This is a genomic window from Peribacillus deserti (assembly GCF_016909175.1).
GTDB classification, from domain to species: domain Bacteria; phylum Bacillota; class Bacilli; order Bacillales; family DSM-1321; genus Paraperibacillus; species Paraperibacillus deserti.
In genome coordinates this window covers 57,834-75,608 of record NZ_JAFBFI010000014.1, presented here as the reverse complement: position 1 = coordinate 75,608, position 17,775 = coordinate 57,834, and the positions used below count along the sequence as shown (strand labels likewise).

Genomic DNA, 17,775 nt, shown 5'->3' with positions numbered 1-17,775 from the left:
TATTAGGGTAAATGGGTAGAACTTTATGGGTTTTCGAATGGATGCGGACATACTATGGATTATGAATTATATACTCTATCTGATGGAAGAAAATTATCGTATAGAATAGTTGGAGACCCGGCCCACCACCCAGTCGTGTATTTGCATGGATTTGGGTCGTCTTCCGCTGTAATGGTGGAAGATCGGGACGTGCTTTCCGACTTACGGCTATTTGTCATCGCCGTTGACCGGCCGGGGTATGGAAAATCAGACTTGCATCCAGGCTACTCCTCTGAAGATTTTGCGGAGGATCTCTATCAGTTGCTGTCCTGCTTAGGAATTAAGCGGTGTGCAGTGGCAGGCTGGTCCACAGGAGGCATGTTTGCTCAAGAGTTTGCTCGTCTATATCCACAATGTGTATCAAGTTTAACCTTACTCGGCAGTGTGCTGCCATTGAGCCAGCCAGAAGTGGAAAGAATAATGCCGGTAAAGTGGAAAATTGTAAGATGGATTATGTTACATTTCCCTGGTGTGTGCAGATATTTATTTAAAAGAGTAAGCAAAAGGATTAATCAGGATATCGATCATGCAGTTATGAATAGAATGGAGAAGATGGTCCACGATGATAAGGAAGCTGCTATGCTGTTTACAGAGTTGCTGAAAAAGGCAACTTATGATGCCTATCAATATGAGGGGATGGCGGTTTACTATGAAGTACTCGCCATGTGTAAGGCAGACTTTGAAGTAAGGCCCAGCGGCTGTTATCCAACCATAATCTGGCAGGGAGAGGACGATCACCTTTGGACGGTGTTCACTTCCCGTTTTTTAAAGCAGCGGTACACGAAATCACGGATGTTTATCATTAAAGATAAAGGGCACTTTATGTTTTTATCAATCTGGCGGGATGTACTTCAACAAATACAGGAGGTGTCCGCCCCTAAGGAGCAGAATCACATGTGATTCTGCTTATTTTATTCAGGACAAATGTAACAGTAAATGGGAGTAAAGTGCGATGTTCTATCAATTGGTAAGCGCTATCATTTTAGTAGTTGCTAAAACATCATAAATAAGGAGAGGATTTCACTTGAACGTGCATTCATTTGGGAAAATATCGGCTGCAGCCTTGCTCCTGCCGCTTTTGTTTACTAACATGCCTAAGGAATCGATGGCTTCAGAGAGACTAATACCAGGAGGACCGCACACCTTTAATGCGAAAATCGATACAAACGACTTTGGAGTATTTAAAAATCCGGTCATTGGAGATGGTGCTGACCCATGGGCAGTGAAGCATTCAGACGGCTATTATTATTACACGCAGACGACAGGCGGAAATATCACAATCTGGAAAACTAAAAAATTATCTGAACTGGATCGTGCAGAAAAGACAGTTGTGTGGACTCCAAGTGCTGACGCTCCTAATAGAGAACATATGTGGGCGCCGGAACTACATTTTATTAATGGGAAATGGTATATCTATTACGCAGGTTCTGAAGGAGATATGGGCAAGCAGCGGATGTATGTGCTGGAATCAGAAGGGGCAGACCCTTTAGGGCCGTATCACCATCCTGGCGGTAATTACGGTAAAATTGCGGCAGCAACAGATAAATGGGCGATTGATGGAACTGTTCTTCGGCATAATGATCAGTTGTACTTTGTTTGGTCAGGCTGGGAAGGCGATGAAAATGTAAGCCAGAACTTATATATTGCTCCAATGAAAAATCCATGGACTTTAAGCGGGGATCGGGTAGAAATCTCAAGACCTGAGCTTGAATGGGAAAAGCACGGAACCCCTCTGATTAATGAGGGACCTCAAATCCTAAAAAATAAAAAAGGGCAGGTTTTTATCGTATATTCAGCAAGCGGCAGCTGGACGGTTGATTACTGCCTCGGCATGCTGTCACTGGATGGCAAAAATCCGCTAAAGAAAGACTCATGGAAAAAGAGCCAGCAGCCTGTCTTTCAAAAGAACCTAGAATTAAATGTGTATGGGCCAGGCCATAATAGTTTTGTGAAATCACCGGATGGTAAAGAAGACTGGATTATCTATCATGCAGCCAAGTTTCAGGGGGCAGGGTGGAACCGCAGTGTGCGGATGCAGCCATTTACATGGAATAAGGATGGAACACCAAACTTTGGAGTACCACTAGCAGCGGATACGTTAATGCGCGTTCCTTCAGGAGAATCAAAAGGAGACCTTGTACCAAAGCTTCCAGGTCTTGTATATAAGTACGAAGCGGAGCAGGGGACTGTCCACAATGCCCGTATTGTAAATAATACAGGTGCATCTGGAGGAGCAAAAGTAGGAATGATCGATTTTGAGGACAGTTATGTAGAATTTAACGTGGGAGTGCCAAAAGGTGAGTACACCCTTAAAGTAAGATATTCAACTGGAATGGGTGAAACAACATCCCACTTAGTAAGTATCAATGGCAAGGTGCAAGAATTGTCGTATCAGCCATTTGGATGGGATTCCTGGAGAGCTGCGGAGATGGATGCAGTGTTAGATAAGGAGCAGAATATTATTCGCATCTCAAAAGGGAAGCTTTTCACGGAAATTGATTCTATAGAATTAATTCCGAAAGAAATGAAAACAGTGAAGTACGAGGCTGAACATGGCTATGTAAAAAACGCTGAAGTTATTAATGATCTGCAGTCTAGCAATCATCAAACAGTACAAACAAACAAGGGAAGCAAGATTCACTTTCCAGTCATGGTTTCAAAAGAAGGCAGCTACCTATTAACAATCAAAAATGAATCAGCCAATTCGTCCCCTGATGTTCAAAAGGTCTATGTGAATGGCAGGTACACAGGTTTAGCCATGTCGTCTGCTAGCTTAAGGCTGCGTAAAGGTGTAAATGATATAACGCTCACACATTCTTCGGGAGATGCTGAAATAGATTATATCAGCTTATCATCAGCCGAATAATCATGTTTATCCCGGTTATTAAAGGGAAGAAATATGGTGTTAACTTATAATTATGGAGGGGGATATAAATGAGCAAAAAAATCGCATGTGTTGTAACGAATGATTTTGAAGACTCCGAATACAGGGACCCTGCAAATGCCTTTAAAGAGGCTGGCCACACTGTGGTAACAATCGAAAAAGAAAAGGGTAAATCGGTTAAAGGGAAACAAGGTGAAGTAGAGGTAACGATAGATGAGGCAATTGACAGCGTAAACCCAGAGGAATTTGACGCACTCTTTATCCCGGGTGGTTTTTCTCCTGATCAGCTCCGTGCAGACAACAGGTTTGTCCAATTTGCAAAATCATTTATGGATGAAAAAAAGCCTGTATTCGCTATCTGCCACGGACCTCAGCTGCTAATCACAGCAAAAACACTAGAAGGAAGAACGGCAACGGGGTACACATCTATCCAGGTGGACATGGAGTATGCAGGAGTAAACTTTAAGGATGAAGAAGTCGTTGTATGCGGCAGCCAGCTGGTGACCAGCCGTACTCCAGATGATATCCCTGCCTTTACAAGAGAATCACTTAATTTGCTTAAATAAGGAACGGAAAATAAATGGGAAATGGGGGCTGCTCCGTTTCCCGTTTTTTCTGTATTAGGATACAATAAGAAAAAAGGGAATCATTCAGGAGTGTTATATATGATCGTTATTAAGTCGCCCCGGGAAATTAAAGCGATGCATGAAGCAGGGAAACTTCTGGCAGCTTGCCATAGAGAAATTTCAAAAAGGATTGCTCCAGGGGTTACTACATGGGAAATTGAAGAGTTTGTTGATAAATATTTAACAGAACGCGGCGCTATCCCGCAGCAAAAAGGCTATAAAGGATATGAATATGCCATCTGTGCCAGTATAAATGATGAAATCTGTCATGGATTTCCGAGAAAAACTCCTTTAAAGGAAGGAGATATTGTCACCATTGATATGGTTGTCAATCTGAACGGAGCCCTGGCTGATTCTGCCTGGTCCTATGCCGTAGGGGAAGTAAGCCCAAAAGTACAAGAGTTACTGGACGTAACCAGGGAAGCCCTTTACAAAGGGATTGAAGCTGCCCAAATTGGAAACAGAATCGGCGATATTGGCCATGCAATCCAATCCTTTACAGAAGCGAAAGGATTTTCTATAGTTCGTGATTTTATTGGACATGGAATTGGTTCCGTCATTCATGAAAAGCCAGACGTACCCCATTTCGGATCTCCGGGTAAAGGACCAAGAATTAAAGAGGGAATGGTGTTTACCATTGAACCGATGATTAATATTGGTTCTTTTATGTCTAAATTGGACGATAATAAATGGACTGCTAGAACGCATGATGGGGAGTTTTCTGCCCAATATGAGCATACAATAGCTATTACCTCAAATGGACCGGTTATACTGACGGAACAAGAGGAAGAATGAACTCCAGAGAAAAAGCATCGGGACTGAAGTCCGATGCTTTTTTGTCATTTTAATGGTCTTTCCAGTGAAGATAAGTCCTCATCTATATTAAGCATTCTGTCCTGCACAAGAGCTTTCGCATCACTAATGCCTATATTGTAGATATAAGGACCGATTTCTCTATAAATAAATTCTAATAAGTTCTCACCAGCAAGGTTCCCCAGTTCTTCCCCATGCTCTTGGTAAAAAAATTCCTGGATTTTTTCAACCAAAATATTTTTTTGGTCTCTAGTTAAGCGCATCATCACCATTTTCTCCCGTCCCGACGGTTAAATATTTCTTAAGCTGCCTAATTCCTCAGCAATTGCTTCAAGCTCGCGTGGAGTAAAGTTCGTTTTCTTCATGACCATTTCATAAATATCACGAAGCTCTTCGTACATTTCCTGATTAAAATGTGAGGCCTTAACTGCTCCAATATTCATAATCCGTAATTTTTCAATGATCTTATCTACCATAAATTCAGCATTGGCAGGAGTATTCTGTGATAAATCCATACTATTATCTTCCTTTCATATAAGCCGAGGCTTTAAATTGGTAATTCCATCTTTTCATTTATTTGATATAAAAGTCAATTATATTTAATAATTGCGTATATGGCGATTATTGCTTTCAGATACTCTTATGAAATTATTTCAAAAAACTTTAGATTATATATTTGACTCTAATGCAGAAAATAATCATAGCACCACAATTTTTTTGCCTGCAAATATCCAGGCTGTTTAGTTATTTACCTCATTTCCCTAAGGAGGAGAATGGATGGAAAACGTTGGGCAAGGGTACAGAACCAACAGTAAACTATTAAGAGGACTAATGTATGGCGCGCTCGCAGGAGGTATGATTGCAATGTTTGACCGAAATACCCGTCTATCCTTCATGGATGGGAGCGGCCGGACTTTCCGAGGAATGAAATCTTTTTTAACGAATCCCTTAGAAGGGATAACTAAAATGGGTGAATATTCAAGCAGACTAAGATCACAGATTGAAGAAATTTCCGAAGATATTAATTTTATTTCTGAAAAAGTGGATGAGCTGAAAGAAGTTCCAATTCAGGTAGCAGAAGTAGTCATGGAAACGAAAGATGTATTTACTCATGACGGATCCGTTCCATCTGCCCAATACGGAAATAAAGCTCTACATTCCACGCATTAACAATTAAAAAAAGAAGCGAGCTGGGATCATGAACCATAGGAAGCCAATCAACCAAAAGTCATTTATAAAAGACATCTATAAACGAATTTTGAGTGATGATGTTTCTGGCATGGCTGCCCAGCTTGCTTATTTTTTTCTGTTATCCTTATTTCCCCTTATGATTTTCTTGGTGTCGCTGCTTCCGTATTTACCTATTAAACAGGGAGATATATTGAGTTTTGCTGCCATGTATGCACCTGCTGAGACCATGGATATGATCGAACATAACCTTACGGAAGTGATGAGAGGAAATGGGAAATTACTGTCAGCGGGGATTATTGGTACAATATGGACTGCTTCCGGTGGGATGAATGCCATTATCAGCGCATTCAACAAAGCTTATGATGTTAAAGAAAGCCGTAATTTTGCAGTTTCGCGGGGATTGTCGATACTTTTTACATTGGGGATGATCGCTGTATTTATTACAGCTCTGCTTTTACCGGTGTTTGGTAAACAAATTGGGATATTACTTACAGAGCAGCTTGGACTTTCCGAAGAATTTTTATCCGCTTGGAATGTGATAAGGTGGGTTATAAGTTCTACTGTATTATTCATTGTTTTTTTAGCGATTTACTGGTTTGCCCCAAATATAAAACTAACATGTTTAAGTATTCTTCCAGGAGCCATTTTTGCTGTTTTGGGGTGGATTACCGCCTCTTTTGCCTTTTCCTTTTATGTAGAAAAAAGTGCTCATTATTCTGCTGCATATGGAAGTCTTGGAGGAATGATTGTGCTGATGATTTGGTTTTACCTTACCGGGATTATTATTATTATAGGCGGAGAAATCAATGCCATTGTAAGCAGCAGGAAAAAGCCAGATTGTTAAGAGATTATTGGTGGAAAATTACGGTGATGTTCGTGTGCATGCACTGTCGTTCAAACTGGAGTGCGAGGCAGTTCAATGCAAAAGCAGCGGATAAAGGAAACATCTCCCCCGATCAGGGAGAGATGCAGGACAAGTTTTAATCAACTGATTATTGTTTTAATAATCTCAGGCTGTTTAAAATGACTAAAATAGTACTGCCTTCGTGTCCGATGACACCAAAAGGCAGATCAAGTATTTGTAAAAAGTTAGAACAGATCAGCAGCATGATGACTGAAATCGAGAAGATGATGTTTTGCTTGATGATGCTGTTCATTTTTTTAGAAAGTTTAACGGCTCCGGCGATTCGAGGCAGATCATTTTTCATCAGAACTACGTCTGCAGTTTCAAGGGCGACATCTGTACCATCACCCATTGCAATTCCGACCGATGATGTAGCGAGGGCGGGAGCGTCATTTATCCCATCTCCAACCATTGCGACTGTCCCAAAACGTTCTTTAAGGTTTTTTATTTCATCCACTTTAGTCTCTGGCAGGCACTCAGCAATATATTCGTCTATCCTGCTTTCGGCTGCAATCACTTGTGCAGTGTCTCTACTGTCCCCAGTAAGCATAACTGTGTGAATACCTTCGGATCTTAATTCTTCAATAGCGGCAGCCGTTTCGCTCCTGACCAGATCCTTCAGGGCAATAATACCGGCTATTCCCTTATCATCTCTGGCAAAAACCAGTGTTTTGCCTTCTTTCGATAGTTTCCTTGCGATGCCGTCTAGAAAAGAATCTGCCAGGTCTTTTCCTACAAATTCTGCCTTCCCGATCATCCACTTCTGATTACTTAAGCTAGCCTGCACACCCCAGCCTGAAACATCTTCCATTTGTGAAGGAGTCAAGAGGTCGAGATTCGAGCTCTTAGTAAAGTGTTTGACTATGGATTGCGCAAGAGGGTGGTTCGAATAGTTTTCTATAGAAGCAGCACGATGAAGAAATTCTTGTTCGTTCCAATCAGCACGGACAACAACATCTGTAACCTCAGGCTTTCCTCTTGTAAGGGTCCCCGTTTTATCAAAAGCAATAGCTTTAAGATGCCCAAGATTTTCGAGATGAATGCCCCCTTTGAACAGAATTCCATTTCTAGCTCCATTGGATATCGCTGATAGAGTGGCAGGCATGATGGATGCAACAAGGGCGCATGGAGAAGCGACTACCAATAATATCATAGCCCGGTAAAAGGTTTCATTCCAGCTCCAGCCAAAAAGAAAATGTGGGGCGATCATCATAAGGAGTACTGCTGATAGGACAATTTTTACGTACCTGCCTTCAAAACGCTCAATGAACTGCTGAGAAGGGGATTTTTCACTTTGGGCAGTCTGTACAAGCTGTATAATCTTTTGGAATAGAGTTTCCTCATTAGATTTAGTAATTTTAACTATGATAGAACCGCGCAGGTTTACAGTGCCAGCAAATATGTCGTCATCTTTCCCTTTACTTACTGGAATAGATTCTCCTGTAATGGCTGCCTCATCTAAATTAGTTATACCTTCCATGATCACACCATCAGAAGGAACACGTTCTCCGGGTTTCACCAATATCCTGTCTCCGATATTTAGTGAACTTACATGTATTTTTTCTTCTTTTCCATCTGAAGTAAGCCGTATTGCCTCTTCAGGCTGAAGCTCCATTAGTGCAGAAATTTCTTTATGGCTTTTATTCATCGTATATGTTTCAAGAGCACCGCTGACCGCGAAAATAAATATCAGAATAGCCCCTTCCGTCCAATAGCCAATTATGGCAGAACCAATCGCAGCAAGGACCATTAGCATTTCTACATTGAGTTCCTTATTCTCAATTGTTTCTTCAATTCCTTCCTTTGCTTTAGCAAATCCGCCGATTACAAAGGCTAAAAGATAGGAAGCAATGGATGCTGATGATAGATCATTTTTTGATAATATCCATCCAGCTGCAATAAGAAGACCGCTGAGAAGGGCGGCAGCCAGCTCCGCATGGGGCTTCAGCTTCTCTAAAATAGATTCTCCTTTTGGTTCCGCAGGAAGGGGAGAGCTATCTAAAACCTTTGCGTTTGTATTCATAATTATTCCTCCTTTATTAAGACCATGCTGTGAAATTTAATTCTAATTGAGAAAGATATTCAAGCTCAATTACCCTCTAAAAAATATTAAAGCTGTCATCATTACCGATGACAGCAAGGCTTATACGCAAAAATAAGTCCTCTCAGACAGAAAACCAAGCGTTTGCTAAATTAGAATTAGTTTAATCTAGGATATATTTATATCCTATCACAGAGTCTAAGTAAAAGAAAGATGAATGGAAAATTTTTTTATACGTTAAATTTCTGTACCCTTGTTTTTTCATTCATAAACGGCTTGGACGACTTCATAAGCAGTGAACACTTATAGCTTCATCGAATGATACTGTTCTGTACTTACAGGTTTAAATAAGGCTAATAGTAAAAAGCAAATGAAAAATATACTGCTAATCACATAGAAAAAGCCAGCACCTGTAACGTGCTCGATAACAACTCCTCCAAAGAACGGGCCGGCGAGGCTTCCTACACTAAAACAGATCCCGCACATTAAGTTGCCCGCAGGGAGCAGGCTGGCTGGTGTTAAATCAGCCATATAGCTGATGCCTAATGAGAAGGTGGAGCCTGTCATCATGCCAGCTAATAAAAAGCAAATAAATAATCCCATAAAAGAATCCTTATTCATTCCAGCCAGCATAAAAAATACGCAGCCTGACAACATGACAAGAAGAAGGACTTTTTTTCTGCCAATTTTATCGCTGAGCCACCCAAGAGGAAATTGAGTGAGAATAGCACCGATCGCAAACGCTGGGAGTAAAATAGATACGGCTGATACATCAATACCGTTTCTGAGAGCATATACTGGAAAATTTCCATTTAGTGATGCTTCAACAAAACCGTATGAAAAGGCTGGAAGAAAAGCAAGCCAGGCGAAACGTGTAACCTGGCCAAACCTGCTTATAGTTCCTGCAAAAGAAACGGTTTCAATGGACTGTTCAGGGTAGTCATCCTTTAATATAAATATAGTCAGCCATGCTAATAGGCTGATTCCTGAAGATATGAAAAAGGGAAGGTTTTCGTTAATCTCTACTAAATTAGTCAAAACAGGGCCTGCTGCAAAGCCTATGCCGAAAAATAGGCCGTAAATCGAAATGTTCCTGCCCCGTGCTTCAATGGGAGAGGATGCTGTAATCCAGGTCTGGGTAGCGAAATGAAGCATATGGTCTCCGATTCCAATCAGCATTCTAAGAACAAACCAAAACCAAATACTGGTCCAAAGTGGAAACATGAAAAGGGAAGCGAATACTATACATCCTCCTATTAAGATCATTTTTTTATAACCAAGTTTTCTAAGCGGCTGTTCCATAAATGGAGATGCCAAAAGTATTCCGATATATAAACCGGCTGCATGCAGGCCATTAATCGAGGAGCTGACTCCATGGTGTTCAAAGATAATAGCAAGCAAGGGTAATAACATGCCTTGTGAAAATCCTGATATTCCCACAATGCTGACAATGATCCAAAAGTGTAATTTTGACTGATTCATGTGTTCTCTCCCATAGAAATTAATAATACTTGATGTTACTAGTAACAAGGAGGATTATGCAAGCAGAAAATGAGGTAAAGGATACCCATGCGGTGGATTATTTTGTGAAGTAAAGGGGATATACACTACATAACTTTAGTAAGAGACTTATAAAGGAAATCATTTCTTATTATTAGGAGGGAAATATGGTTAATAAAATATTTTTAATCGCAGTACTGATTGGGGTTCCCCTATCGGTCATTGGTTCCATTATGCATTTACCTACCATATTAATGTTTGTGATTTACTGTCTTACAATTGTGGCTCTTTCCAGCTTTATGGGCCGCGCGACCGAAAGTCTCGCCATAACAACAGGCCCGCGGATTGGCGGGCTGTTAAATGCCACCTTTGGAAATGCAGTTGAATTGATTATTTCAATCTTCGCTTTACAAGCAGGGTTAATTGAAGTTGTCCTGGCCTCATTGGCAGGGTCTGTAATAGGAAACCTTCTTTTAGTCGCAGGTCTCTCATTTTTTATGGGGGGATTAAAATATAAAAGGCAGAAGTTTAATGTCTTTGATGCCAGGCACAATTCTGGACTGCTCATTTTTGGAGTTATCGTTGCATTTGTCATTCCTGAGGTATTCAGCCAGCAGATGAATGAACAAAAAACGCTGACATTAAGCGTTGGGATTTCAATCATCATGATTGTCCTGTATCTTGCTGCTTTATTCTTTAAGCTTGTAACACATCGAGGCGTGTATCAGCATCAGAATGAAGCAGGGCATGAGCATGAAGAGCCGGAATGGAAAAAGGGGAAGGCAATGGGTATCCTGGCTATTGCAACCATTGCGGTGGCCTATGTATCGGAAAACCTGGTGCATACATTTGAACAGGTTGGCCATACGTTTGGATGGACTGATCTTTTTATAGGGGTAATAGTCGTTGCTATTGTAGGTAATGCCGCCGAGCATGCTTCAGCAATCGTCATGGCATACAAAAATAAAATGGATATTGCCGTAGAAATTGCCGTTGGTTCCACCTTGCAAATTGCCATGTTTGTAGCTCCGCTGCTTGTACTGATTTCACTGCTTTTCCCAAATGCTATGCCGCTGGTCTTTACCTGGCCGGAGCTTACCGCTATGGTCACTTCCGTCTTCCTTATGATCATGCTCTCGAATGACGGGGAGACGAACTGGTTTGAGGGGTTAACCTTACTGGCTGCTTATGTAATTATGGGAATTGGATTTTATCTGCTTTAACCAAAATGACTCTGCACTTTATAGGTGCAGAGTCATTTATATTATTAATATTTTGTTTAATTTCAGGGCCGTTCTACAAATTGTTTCTCGCTTAATCCACCCCCAGGCTGTTCTTCTCTTCTAGCGAAACCATTTTATCCATTAACCAACTTTCTGCACGTATATAGCTGAAATCTGATTGTATAGGCATACCTCCCTGTATGTAGATGGGTATGAACGATTTCGCCTCCTTCGCTTTTGGTGTAGTTAAATCATAACAGATTAACGGAAATTTGTAAATATTCTGATACTTACAAATGTGTTACATTTTTTTCAATAAAAAGTTAGCAAGGCTGTGCTGCACATCTGCATATTCTAAAAAAAAGACGAGCATCCTATGCTTATTAAGATTCTAAAGCATATAAGGAGAGTGCAACATGAAAAGAATCGCTTTATCCATATCACTCTGTTTTGCACTTATAGCTGGTTCTGGAACTTCCTCCCTGGCTTCTGCTAAACATATCAGACCAGCGGCTGCCATTCCGCAGTCGGTACTAAATATCACCAAGGAAAATACGTTTCCAAATGCTTCACAGGATATGCCGTACTTAGAACCGAGCAAATTAACGAAGCAGCTGATCAAGTCCTCAAATGTGAAAATTGAAAATCCTGAACTTATCCGCATGCTTAATGAAACGACCATTAATAAAACACCTTTTGCCCTGGGATACCGTGCAACCGTTTATTTAGGCCACTGGGCCCTGAATTACCAATCTGTTGAAAGTGCTCCAAACTGGGAATATCAAAAAATCAATACGAATTATTATGACAACCGGGGCGGAGAATCACCATATCAAATTCACTATGTTCAAGAAGCACAAAAAACTGTGCGCGGAGGACTTACCGCAAAAATACCAGCAGCTGATGATGTTCATAAAATGATGCTCATCAAGGCTTCTGAAAAAACGAAGCTGCCGCTTGCCTATGAAGCGATCATCGGAAACGGTACAAAGAAAGACAGAATTTATAATATCCCAGCTAAAAGAATGGGCTATCTGCATGCCTATGCTTCAGCAGTTAATGAAAAAGGGAAAGTCACCTATGGAGAAGTTTACCTCACTCTCAAAGGCACAAAACGGTACATTACCGTTAAGAATGTGACCTCACAGGGAATAGGAGCCTGGATTCCTATTCAAGATCACCTATCCTTCAGCTTTATGGTGTCTGGCCGTCCAAGATAATGTAAAAGAACTCCCTTCGTTTGGGAGTTCTTTTCCGTTTATGAAATTCTGCCGGACTTTTGGTGAAAAAAGGGAATTTTCTTTTGTTAATGCTTAACTTTACGGAATTATGATTTTATATCAAAATTACACATAACTCTTAGGATTTCCTAAAAGCAACCCCAAGTTACCTGACAAGTCTGGACTTACGGCTTGTAAAGTCAAGGTCCTTATAATAGGCATCTTTTACAAGGACATTGGGTCCAAGACATTTAACAGCTGGACAATGGCAGTTCAACTGTCGGGCTAATCCGGTTTGCAGCCATTTATCATAGGATTCCTGAAGAGGGGTGTCTGTGATATTGCCCAGGGATGGTGCGTCTCCGAAGTCTGTTACAATAACCTCGCCGCTAAAAATATTAACGTTCAGCCTTGAACGCCCGTCGGGATCATTGCGGACAGTGACATTTTTAGAGCTGTAAAGCCGCTGAAGAAGTTTGGCATCCTGTTCATTACTGCTGCATGGATAAAAAGGAAGAGTGCCAAACAGCATCCAGACATTCTCATCTCGTGTATCCAACAGTTTGTGAATCGCAGTACGTACTTCATCTAAAGGCAGCGATTCAATGGCAGAGGCAAAGTCACTCGGGTACATTGGATGAATTTCGTGCCTCTTGCAGCCCATCTCTTCAACAATTTGTTGGTGAATATGCTCCAAATATGGAAGCGTCCGCTTATTAAGCATGGTTTCAGCGGAAACCAGCACACCTGCATCAGATAAAAATCTGCTATTTTCAATCATCCGGGTAAATAGCTTTGCCCGTACGTTTCGATCCGGTTTTTTTTCCATCATTGCAAAGCCTGTATCTATAAACTCATCGATTGTTCCCCAGTTATGAGAGATATGCAGTACATCCAAATAAGGAATGATTTCTTCATACCTTTTAATATCCAAAGTTAGATTAGAATTGATCTGTGTGCGTATACCTCTTTCGTGTGCGTACTTTAGCAGCGGCAATACGTAATTTTTTGTTTGCTGCTTCGAGAGCATCGGTTCTCCTCCAGTTATACTTAACGAGCGAAGAGAGCCAACTTCATCAAGTCTTCTTAGAAGGAGTTCCAGCGGCAGGGCTTCCGGGTCTTTTGTCTGCAGCGTATATCCGACTGCGCAATGTTCACACCTCATATTGCAAAGCGTTGTGGTGGTAAATTCAATATTAGATAAAGTTAATTGGCCATACTGTTCAATATCCATATAGGCTTCCCAAGGATCATGGGAAATAGTGATTGGCTTTAGTTTGTGTTCGATCATAGCGTTGGCTTCCCCTAACTTTTAGAAATACTAAACAATTATGGTGAAGTAAAAAAAATATGTCAAATACTTATTTTGACACCATTATTTATTATTCTGTTTTTAAACGCTTTAAGAGCGCGTATTGAAACATATAAATAACAGATAATATGAAGGATTAATTAGGATAGGGGGACTTAATGTGCCGAAAGACAATAATGGATTAGACAAAAATATGGGCGGTGGACCAGTCAAAAGCCCTCTTGAGAGCGATAATGCCTTTAGCAGAACGGGTTTGAAGAATGATCGGTTAACCCGTGAAGCAGTAAAAGGAAAAAATAATCGAGGTTAAGACACTGGCAGCCTGATTCCTGGCTGCTTTTTAGATACTTATTTCAAACCGTTCTTATAAAGGGTCAGCTGCAGCCAAGGTATGCTGATTCTCATCCATTTAACTATCAATATTTGAATGAAAGCTCTATAATTGGGAAGAAAAGAGACTGGGAAATATATCTTTATACCGGCCGTACTTAGGACAGAAGTGATGAAAGGAAGATTGAAATGGGAAAAGCAATAGAAGACCAAAATGGTCAAGTAAGTTATTTAAAACAGCGCTTATCCATGTTTATTGAAGTATTGGATAATATTGATCCAGAAGAAGCACAGCTTGAAGATATCGATCGGTTGATTGACATGCTTGATGATCTCGAAGTAAAAGTAGAACAATTCAAGAAAAAGTAAGGAAAGGTGAGTTCAGCCTATGTGGCTGTACTCACCTTTTGCTCTTTATGATCGACGAGCGTCTCCCATTCAGGCTTTAGAAGGGAAAAAACACAGGCATCATGGGAACGCCCTCCTTGAAAAATATAGCCCCGTAAAAGCCCCTCTTCCTTAAATGACAATTTTTTTAGTAAACTTGAGGAAGCTTCATTATCAGGAAAAGTGACAGCACCTGCTCTGTGCAGGCCGAGGTCTTCAAAAACGTGTCTTAATACTTCCTGAAGAGCTTCTGAGACATAGCCTTTTCTCCAGAAATCAGGATGAAGGTCGTATCCAATCTCAGTCCGTTTATTCCATAACTGAAGATTATTGAGCCCGATCGTTCCAATCAGACTATTGTTTTCCTTTAAGACAATTCCCCATCTGACAGCTCTCTTTTCACTGAACATTTTTTGAAAGGAATGAATGAGATTTGCTGCTTGTTCAACAGATTTGAAAGCGTCCATTCCATAGTATCTGGTCGCTTCTTCCTTAGAGAAAATGTCATACAGCCTTTGTCCATGCTCCGCTTTGATTTCTACTAATTCAAGCCGTTGTGTATGCAGTTCTGTAAAATTCATAAAATCCCTCCGGCAAAATATAAAAAAGATATAAGATAGGTTTCTTCTCAGGGAATATATATTCCTGCTCTATACTAAAAAAGCATAAAAATTGTTACCGTTTGCACACTAAACCTTTTCGAAAAAAAAAGATAAGGGTATAATGAAGAAGTTAAGTATTTTAGAATTTTATATATAATCAGACATAGATTTAGGCCGTAATAAAAGAAGGATTAGATAAATTAGCTTGGTAGCACAGGGGGAAGTACAGTGAATCTAGAAAAACTTCAAGAAAGCATGTATCAATTGATTGTAGAAACCTCTACAAATCTGCCTAAGGACGTTCGCAGGGCAATAAAAAAGGCTAAAGCGCAGGAAAATGTGGGTACTCGTGCAGCCATGAGTTTAGCTACGATTACAGAAAACATTCAAATGGCTGATGAAAATGTATCTCCCATCTGCCAGGATACAGGTCTGCCTACTTTTAAAGTAAAAACACCAGTAGACGTCAATCAGCTTGAAATAAATGCAGCGATCATGCATGCTATCAAACAGGCAACTAAGGATGGGAAGCTGCGTCCCAACTCAGTTGATTCATTAACAGGGGAAAATAGCGGAGATAATTTGGGCTATGGCGTTCCGGTTATTAAATTTGAACAGTGGGAACAGGATTATATCGACGCCCGCCTTATCCTAAAAGGAGGCGGCTGTGAAAATAAAAATATACAGTACAGCCTTCCGTGTGAATTAGAAGGGCTTGGAAGGGCAGGCCGAGATTTGGATGGAATCCGCAAATGCATTCTTCACTCGGTTTATCAGGCACAGGGCCAGGGCTGCAGTGCTGGATTTATCGGTGTAGGAATTGGCGGAGACAGAAGCTCTGGATATGATCTTGCTAAAGCACAGCTATTTAGAGAAGTAGAAGATGTGAATCCTATCGAAGACCTTCATAAACTGGAAGAATATATTTTGGAAAATGCTAACAAGCTTGGAATCGGAACAATGGGCTTCGGCGGAGAAACAACTCTGCTTGGCTGTAAAATTGGAGTGATGCACCGCATTCCAGCGAGCTTCTTCGTGTCAGTTGCCTATAACTGCTGGGCATACCGCCGTTTAGGCGTTAGAATCAGCCCGGATACTGGAGAAGTAACCCAATGGCTGTATCAGGACGGAGAAAAAATCAGTTTTGCCGCTGAAGCGGAACAAGAGGTGGCAGCTTCTTCAGAAGAAACCGCTATCCGCGAAGTTGTCCTTCAGGCACCGATCACAGAAGAACAGATTAGAGAGTTAAAAGTTGGAGATGTGGTCCACATTAACGGAATGATGTATACAGGCAGAGACGCGATTCACAAATACCTTTCTGATCATGATGCACCAATCGATCTTAATGGACAAATCATCTATCACTGCGGCCCTGTTGTGCTTAAGGACGAAGCCGGGAACTGGCATGTAAAAGCCGCTGGCCCAACAACCAGCATTCGTGAGGAGCCATATCAGGGAGACATTATGAAGAGATTCGGAATCCGTGCTGTTATCGGAAAAGGCGGAATGGGGCCTAAAACCCTGCAAGCCCTTAGCGAGCATGGAGGCGTATATCTTAATGCTATCGGCGGAGCCGCTCAATATTATGCAGACTGCATCAAATCAGTCGAAGGCGTCGACTTCATGCAGTTTGGTATACCAGAAGCCATGTGGCATCTCAAGGTAGAAGGCTTTACTGCAGTGGTAACCATGGACTCTCACGGAAACAGCCTGCATCAGGATGTAGCGATGAGCTCTCTGGAAAAGCTGTCCCAATTTAAAGACCGGGTATTCAACTAAAAGTTAAAGAGCATAAAGACGTTCTCTTCTGAGGACCCCGTATAAATAGCATGTGATTTCGCTGATGAAATCACATGCTATTTTACTTTAATTTAAGGCTCAATTTTCTTTAATCCATTCTTCCCAGGTTTTCTTCCCTCTTTTCTGTTCAATATTGGTATTCTTTCCCTCCTTCATCGCTTTAAAAAGTGAAATTGGAAGATAGGATAGAGGAATAAGCAGGGATTTAGGATGTCGATGCTGCTCCCAAACTGTATACATTTCTTTAAGAGTTAATATTTCAGGCCCGCCAAAATCATCGACAGTGCCTTGAGGCGTTAATTGGCATAACTCCATTAAATAAGAAGCAACTTCATCCACATCAACACTTTGACACTTTAATTGTCCAGGTAATATGGATAACGGGAATTTTGTTAAGGTATGAAACAAGCTATCCATCAAAGAATGAAATTGTGTTGCTCTAACAATGGTATATGGAACCCCGCCTTCTTTTATAATTTTTTCGGCTTCGGTCTTTGATTGGTAATAAGCCATAGGTAATGATTCTATGCCGACTATAGATGGAAATATCAAATGCTTTACTCTGCTCTCTTTACAAGCTTCGATCAGCTTTTTTGTGCCCTCCACATCTATCGCTGAAGTATTTTTAACAGGGCTCGTGGCTGCATGCAGAACAACATCAACATCTAATAAAGAATTTTTTAATCCTTCCCCTGATTCTAAGTCTAAAAACGACCACTCTGTTAATGGTTCTTGTGGCTGGCGGCGACTCGCGATCCGAACATCTATGTTGTCTTTCAGAGCATTTTTTACAAATGAGTTTCCTAAAGTCCCTGTTCCACCCGTTACTAAAATTTTCATTTATTCCCTCCTCCAGTTCAGAAAAATGCCTATATATCTTAATTATACAATTAGTGGAAATGC

The 17,775-nt window shown here is 40.9% G+C and carries 18 protein-coding genes; 11 read left to right on the top strand and 7 right to left on the bottom strand.

The window, feature by feature from the left end:
* Positions 1-54: 54 nt before the first annotated feature.
* From JOC77_RS14930 to map, 4 genes are all read left to right on the top strand, one after another.
* Positions 55-939: an alpha/beta fold hydrolase gene (locus JOC77_RS14930; RefSeq protein WP_204544537.1), complete on the top strand. Its 885-nt coding sequence runs from the start codon at positions 55-57 to the stop codon at positions 937-939.
* A gap of 130 nt (positions 940-1,069) precedes the next feature.
* The gene (locus JOC77_RS14925; protein ID WP_338047232.1) at positions 1,070-2,905 is read left to right on the top strand and encodes a family 43 glycosylhydrolase; all 1,836 of its coding nucleotides are present in this window, start codon (positions 1,070-1,072) and stop codon (positions 2,903-2,905) included.
* A 68-nt stretch (positions 2,906-2,973) separates the two neighbouring features.
* Positions 2,974-3,489: a type 1 glutamine amidotransferase domain-containing protein gene (locus JOC77_RS14920; protein WP_204544536.1), complete on the top strand. Its 516-nt coding sequence runs from the start codon at positions 2,974-2,976 to the stop codon at positions 3,487-3,489.
* Positions 3,490-3,588: 99 nt separating this feature from the next.
* The gene (map, locus tag JOC77_RS14915; protein ID WP_204544535.1) at positions 3,589-4,344 is read left to right on the top strand and encodes a type I methionyl aminopeptidase; all 756 of its coding nucleotides are present in this window, start codon (positions 3,589-3,591) and stop codon (positions 4,342-4,344) included.
* 44 nt (positions 4,345-4,388) lie between these two features.
* Here map and JOC77_RS14910 read toward each other — a convergent pair whose 3' ends face one another.
* Positions 4,389-4,628 (bottom strand): DUF2164 domain-containing protein, encoded by a 240-nt coding sequence (locus tag JOC77_RS14910; RefSeq protein WP_204544534.1) that lies wholly within the window; start codon positions 4,626-4,628, stop codon positions 4,389-4,391.
* Between the two features lie 24 nt (positions 4,629-4,652).
* Positions 4,653-4,877 (bottom strand): DUF1128 domain-containing protein, encoded by a 225-nt coding sequence (locus tag JOC77_RS14905; RefSeq protein WP_204544532.1) that lies wholly within the window; start codon positions 4,875-4,877, stop codon positions 4,653-4,655.
* 262 nt (positions 4,878-5,139) lie between these two features.
* On the opposite strand from JOC77_RS14905, the gene JOC77_RS14900 reads away from it, so the two are divergent.
* Positions 5,140-5,532: a hypothetical protein gene (locus JOC77_RS14900; RefSeq protein ID WP_204544531.1), complete on the top strand. Its 393-nt coding sequence runs from the start codon at positions 5,140-5,142 to the stop codon at positions 5,530-5,532.
* A 28-nt stretch (positions 5,533-5,560) separates the two neighbouring features.
* Positions 5,561-6,397, top strand: a complete 837-nt coding sequence (locus JOC77_RS14895; protein ID WP_204544530.1) for a YihY/virulence factor BrkB family protein — start codon at positions 5,561-5,563, stop codon at positions 6,395-6,397.
* 148 nt (positions 6,398-6,545) lie between these two features.
* Here the strand turns inward: JOC77_RS14895 and JOC77_RS14890 are convergent, their stop codons facing one another.
* Together JOC77_RS14890 and JOC77_RS14885 are read right to left on the bottom strand one after the other, a co-directional pair.
* Positions 6,546-8,480: a heavy metal translocating P-type ATPase gene (locus JOC77_RS14890; protein WP_204544529.1), complete on the bottom strand. Its 1,935-nt coding sequence runs from the start codon at positions 8,478-8,480 to the stop codon at positions 6,546-6,548.
* Positions 8,481-8,801: 321 nt separating this feature from the next.
* Complete coding sequence (locus JOC77_RS14885) at positions 8,802-9,980, bottom strand: MFS transporter (protein ID WP_204544528.1); 1,179 nt, start codon at positions 9,978-9,980, stop codon at positions 8,802-8,804.
* Positions 9,981-10,165: 185 nt separating this feature from the next.
* On the opposite strand from JOC77_RS14885, the gene cax reads away from it, so the two are divergent.
* Positions 10,166-11,221: a calcium/proton exchanger gene (cax, locus tag JOC77_RS14880; RefSeq protein ID WP_204544526.1), complete on the top strand. Its 1,056-nt coding sequence runs from the start codon at positions 10,166-10,168 to the stop codon at positions 11,219-11,221.
* A 416-nt stretch (positions 11,222-11,637) separates the two neighbouring features.
* Entirely contained in the window at positions 11,638-12,441 is an 804-nt protein-coding gene (locus JOC77_RS14875) for a YfkD famly protein (RefSeq protein ID WP_204544524.1), read from the top strand.
* A 166-nt stretch (positions 12,442-12,607) separates the two neighbouring features.
* Here the strand turns inward: JOC77_RS14875 and yfkAB are convergent, their stop codons facing one another.
* Positions 12,608-13,732, bottom strand: a complete 1,125-nt coding sequence (yfkAB, locus tag JOC77_RS14870) for a radical SAM/CxCxxxxC motif protein YfkAB (RefSeq protein ID WP_204544522.1) — start codon at positions 13,730-13,732, stop codon at positions 12,608-12,610.
* A gap of 181 nt (positions 13,733-13,913) precedes the next feature.
* On the opposite strand from yfkAB, the gene JOC77_RS14865 reads away from it, so the two are divergent.
* Both JOC77_RS14865 and JOC77_RS14860 read left to right on the top strand, forming a co-directional pair.
* Positions 13,914-14,063, top strand: a complete 150-nt coding sequence (locus JOC77_RS14865) for a hypothetical protein (protein ID WP_204544520.1) — start codon at positions 13,914-13,916, stop codon at positions 14,061-14,063.
* Positions 14,064-14,272: 209 nt separating this feature from the next.
* Positions 14,273-14,452 (top strand): SE1561 family protein, encoded by a 180-nt coding sequence (locus JOC77_RS14860; RefSeq protein WP_204544518.1) that lies wholly within the window; start codon positions 14,273-14,275, stop codon positions 14,450-14,452.
* 17 nt (positions 14,453-14,469) lie between these two features.
* Here the strand turns inward: JOC77_RS14860 and JOC77_RS14855 are convergent, their stop codons facing one another.
* Positions 14,470-15,051 (bottom strand): GNAT family N-acetyltransferase, encoded by a 582-nt coding sequence (locus JOC77_RS14855; RefSeq protein WP_204544516.1) that lies wholly within the window; start codon positions 15,049-15,051, stop codon positions 14,470-14,472.
* A 249-nt stretch (positions 15,052-15,300) separates the two neighbouring features.
* On the opposite strand from JOC77_RS14855, the gene JOC77_RS14850 reads away from it, so the two are divergent.
* Positions 15,301-16,851 carry a fumarate hydratase gene (locus JOC77_RS14850; RefSeq protein WP_338047230.1) on the top strand — a complete coding sequence of 517 codons (1,551 nt, stop codon included), beginning with the start codon at positions 15,301-15,303 and terminating at the stop codon, positions 16,849-16,851.
* 99 nt (positions 16,852-16,950) lie between these two features.
* Here JOC77_RS14850 and JOC77_RS14845 read toward each other — a convergent pair whose 3' ends face one another.
* Positions 16,951-17,712, bottom strand: a complete 762-nt coding sequence (locus tag JOC77_RS14845) for an SDR family oxidoreductase (protein WP_204544515.1) — start codon at positions 17,710-17,712, stop codon at positions 16,951-16,953.
* Positions 17,713-17,775 lie beyond the last annotated feature (63 nt).

Excerpts from the sequence above, each read along its gene's own strand:
- cax (WP_204544526.1), top strand. The coding sequence starts at position 10,166 with ATGGTTAATAAAATATTTTTAATCGCAGTACTGATTGGGGTTCCCCTA.
- JOC77_RS14895 (WP_204544530.1), top strand. The coding sequence starts at position 5,561 with ATGAACCATAGGAAGCCAATCAACCAAAAGTCATTTATAAAAGACATC.
- JOC77_RS14905 (WP_204544532.1), bottom strand. The coding sequence starts at position 4,877 with ATGGATTTATCACAGAATACTCCTGCCAATGCTGAATTTATGGTAGAT.
- JOC77_RS14900 (WP_204544531.1), top strand. The coding sequence starts at position 5,140 with ATGGAAAACGTTGGGCAAGGGTACAGAACCAACAGTAAACTATTAAGA.
- map (WP_204544535.1), top strand. The coding sequence starts at position 3,589 with ATGATCGTTATTAAGTCGCCCCGGGAAATTAAAGCGATGCATGAAGCA.
- JOC77_RS14860 (WP_204544518.1), top strand. The coding sequence starts at position 14,273 with ATGGGAAAAGCAATAGAAGACCAAAATGGTCAAGTAAGTTATTTAAAA.
- JOC77_RS14885 (WP_204544528.1), bottom strand. The coding sequence starts at position 9,980 with ATGAATCAGTCAAAATTACACTTTTGGATCATTGTCAGCATTGTGGGA.
- JOC77_RS14890 (WP_204544529.1), bottom strand. The coding sequence starts at position 8,480 with ATGAATACAAACGCAAAGGTTTTAGATAGCTCTCCCCTTCCTGCGGAA.
- JOC77_RS14855 (WP_204544516.1), bottom strand. The coding sequence starts at position 15,051 with ATGAATTTTACAGAACTGCATACACAACGGCTTGAATTAGTAGAAATC.
- JOC77_RS14930 (WP_204544537.1), top strand. The coding sequence starts at position 55 with ATGGATTATGAATTATATACTCTATCTGATGGAAGAAAATTATCGTAT.
- JOC77_RS14845 (WP_204544515.1), bottom strand. The coding sequence starts at position 17,712 with ATGAAAATTTTAGTAACGGGTGGAACAGGGACTTTAGGAAACTCATTT.
- JOC77_RS14920 (WP_204544536.1), top strand. The coding sequence starts at position 2,974 with ATGAGCAAAAAAATCGCATGTGTTGTAACGAATGATTTTGAAGACTCC.
- JOC77_RS14910 (WP_204544534.1), bottom strand. The coding sequence starts at position 4,628 with ATGATGCGCTTAACTAGAGACCAAAAAAATATTTTGGTTGAAAAAATC.
- JOC77_RS14875 (WP_204544524.1), top strand. The coding sequence starts at position 11,638 with ATGAAAAGAATCGCTTTATCCATATCACTCTGTTTTGCACTTATAGCT.
- yfkAB (WP_204544522.1), bottom strand. The coding sequence starts at position 13,732 with ATGATCGAACACAAACTAAAGCCAATCACTATTTCCCATGATCCTTGG.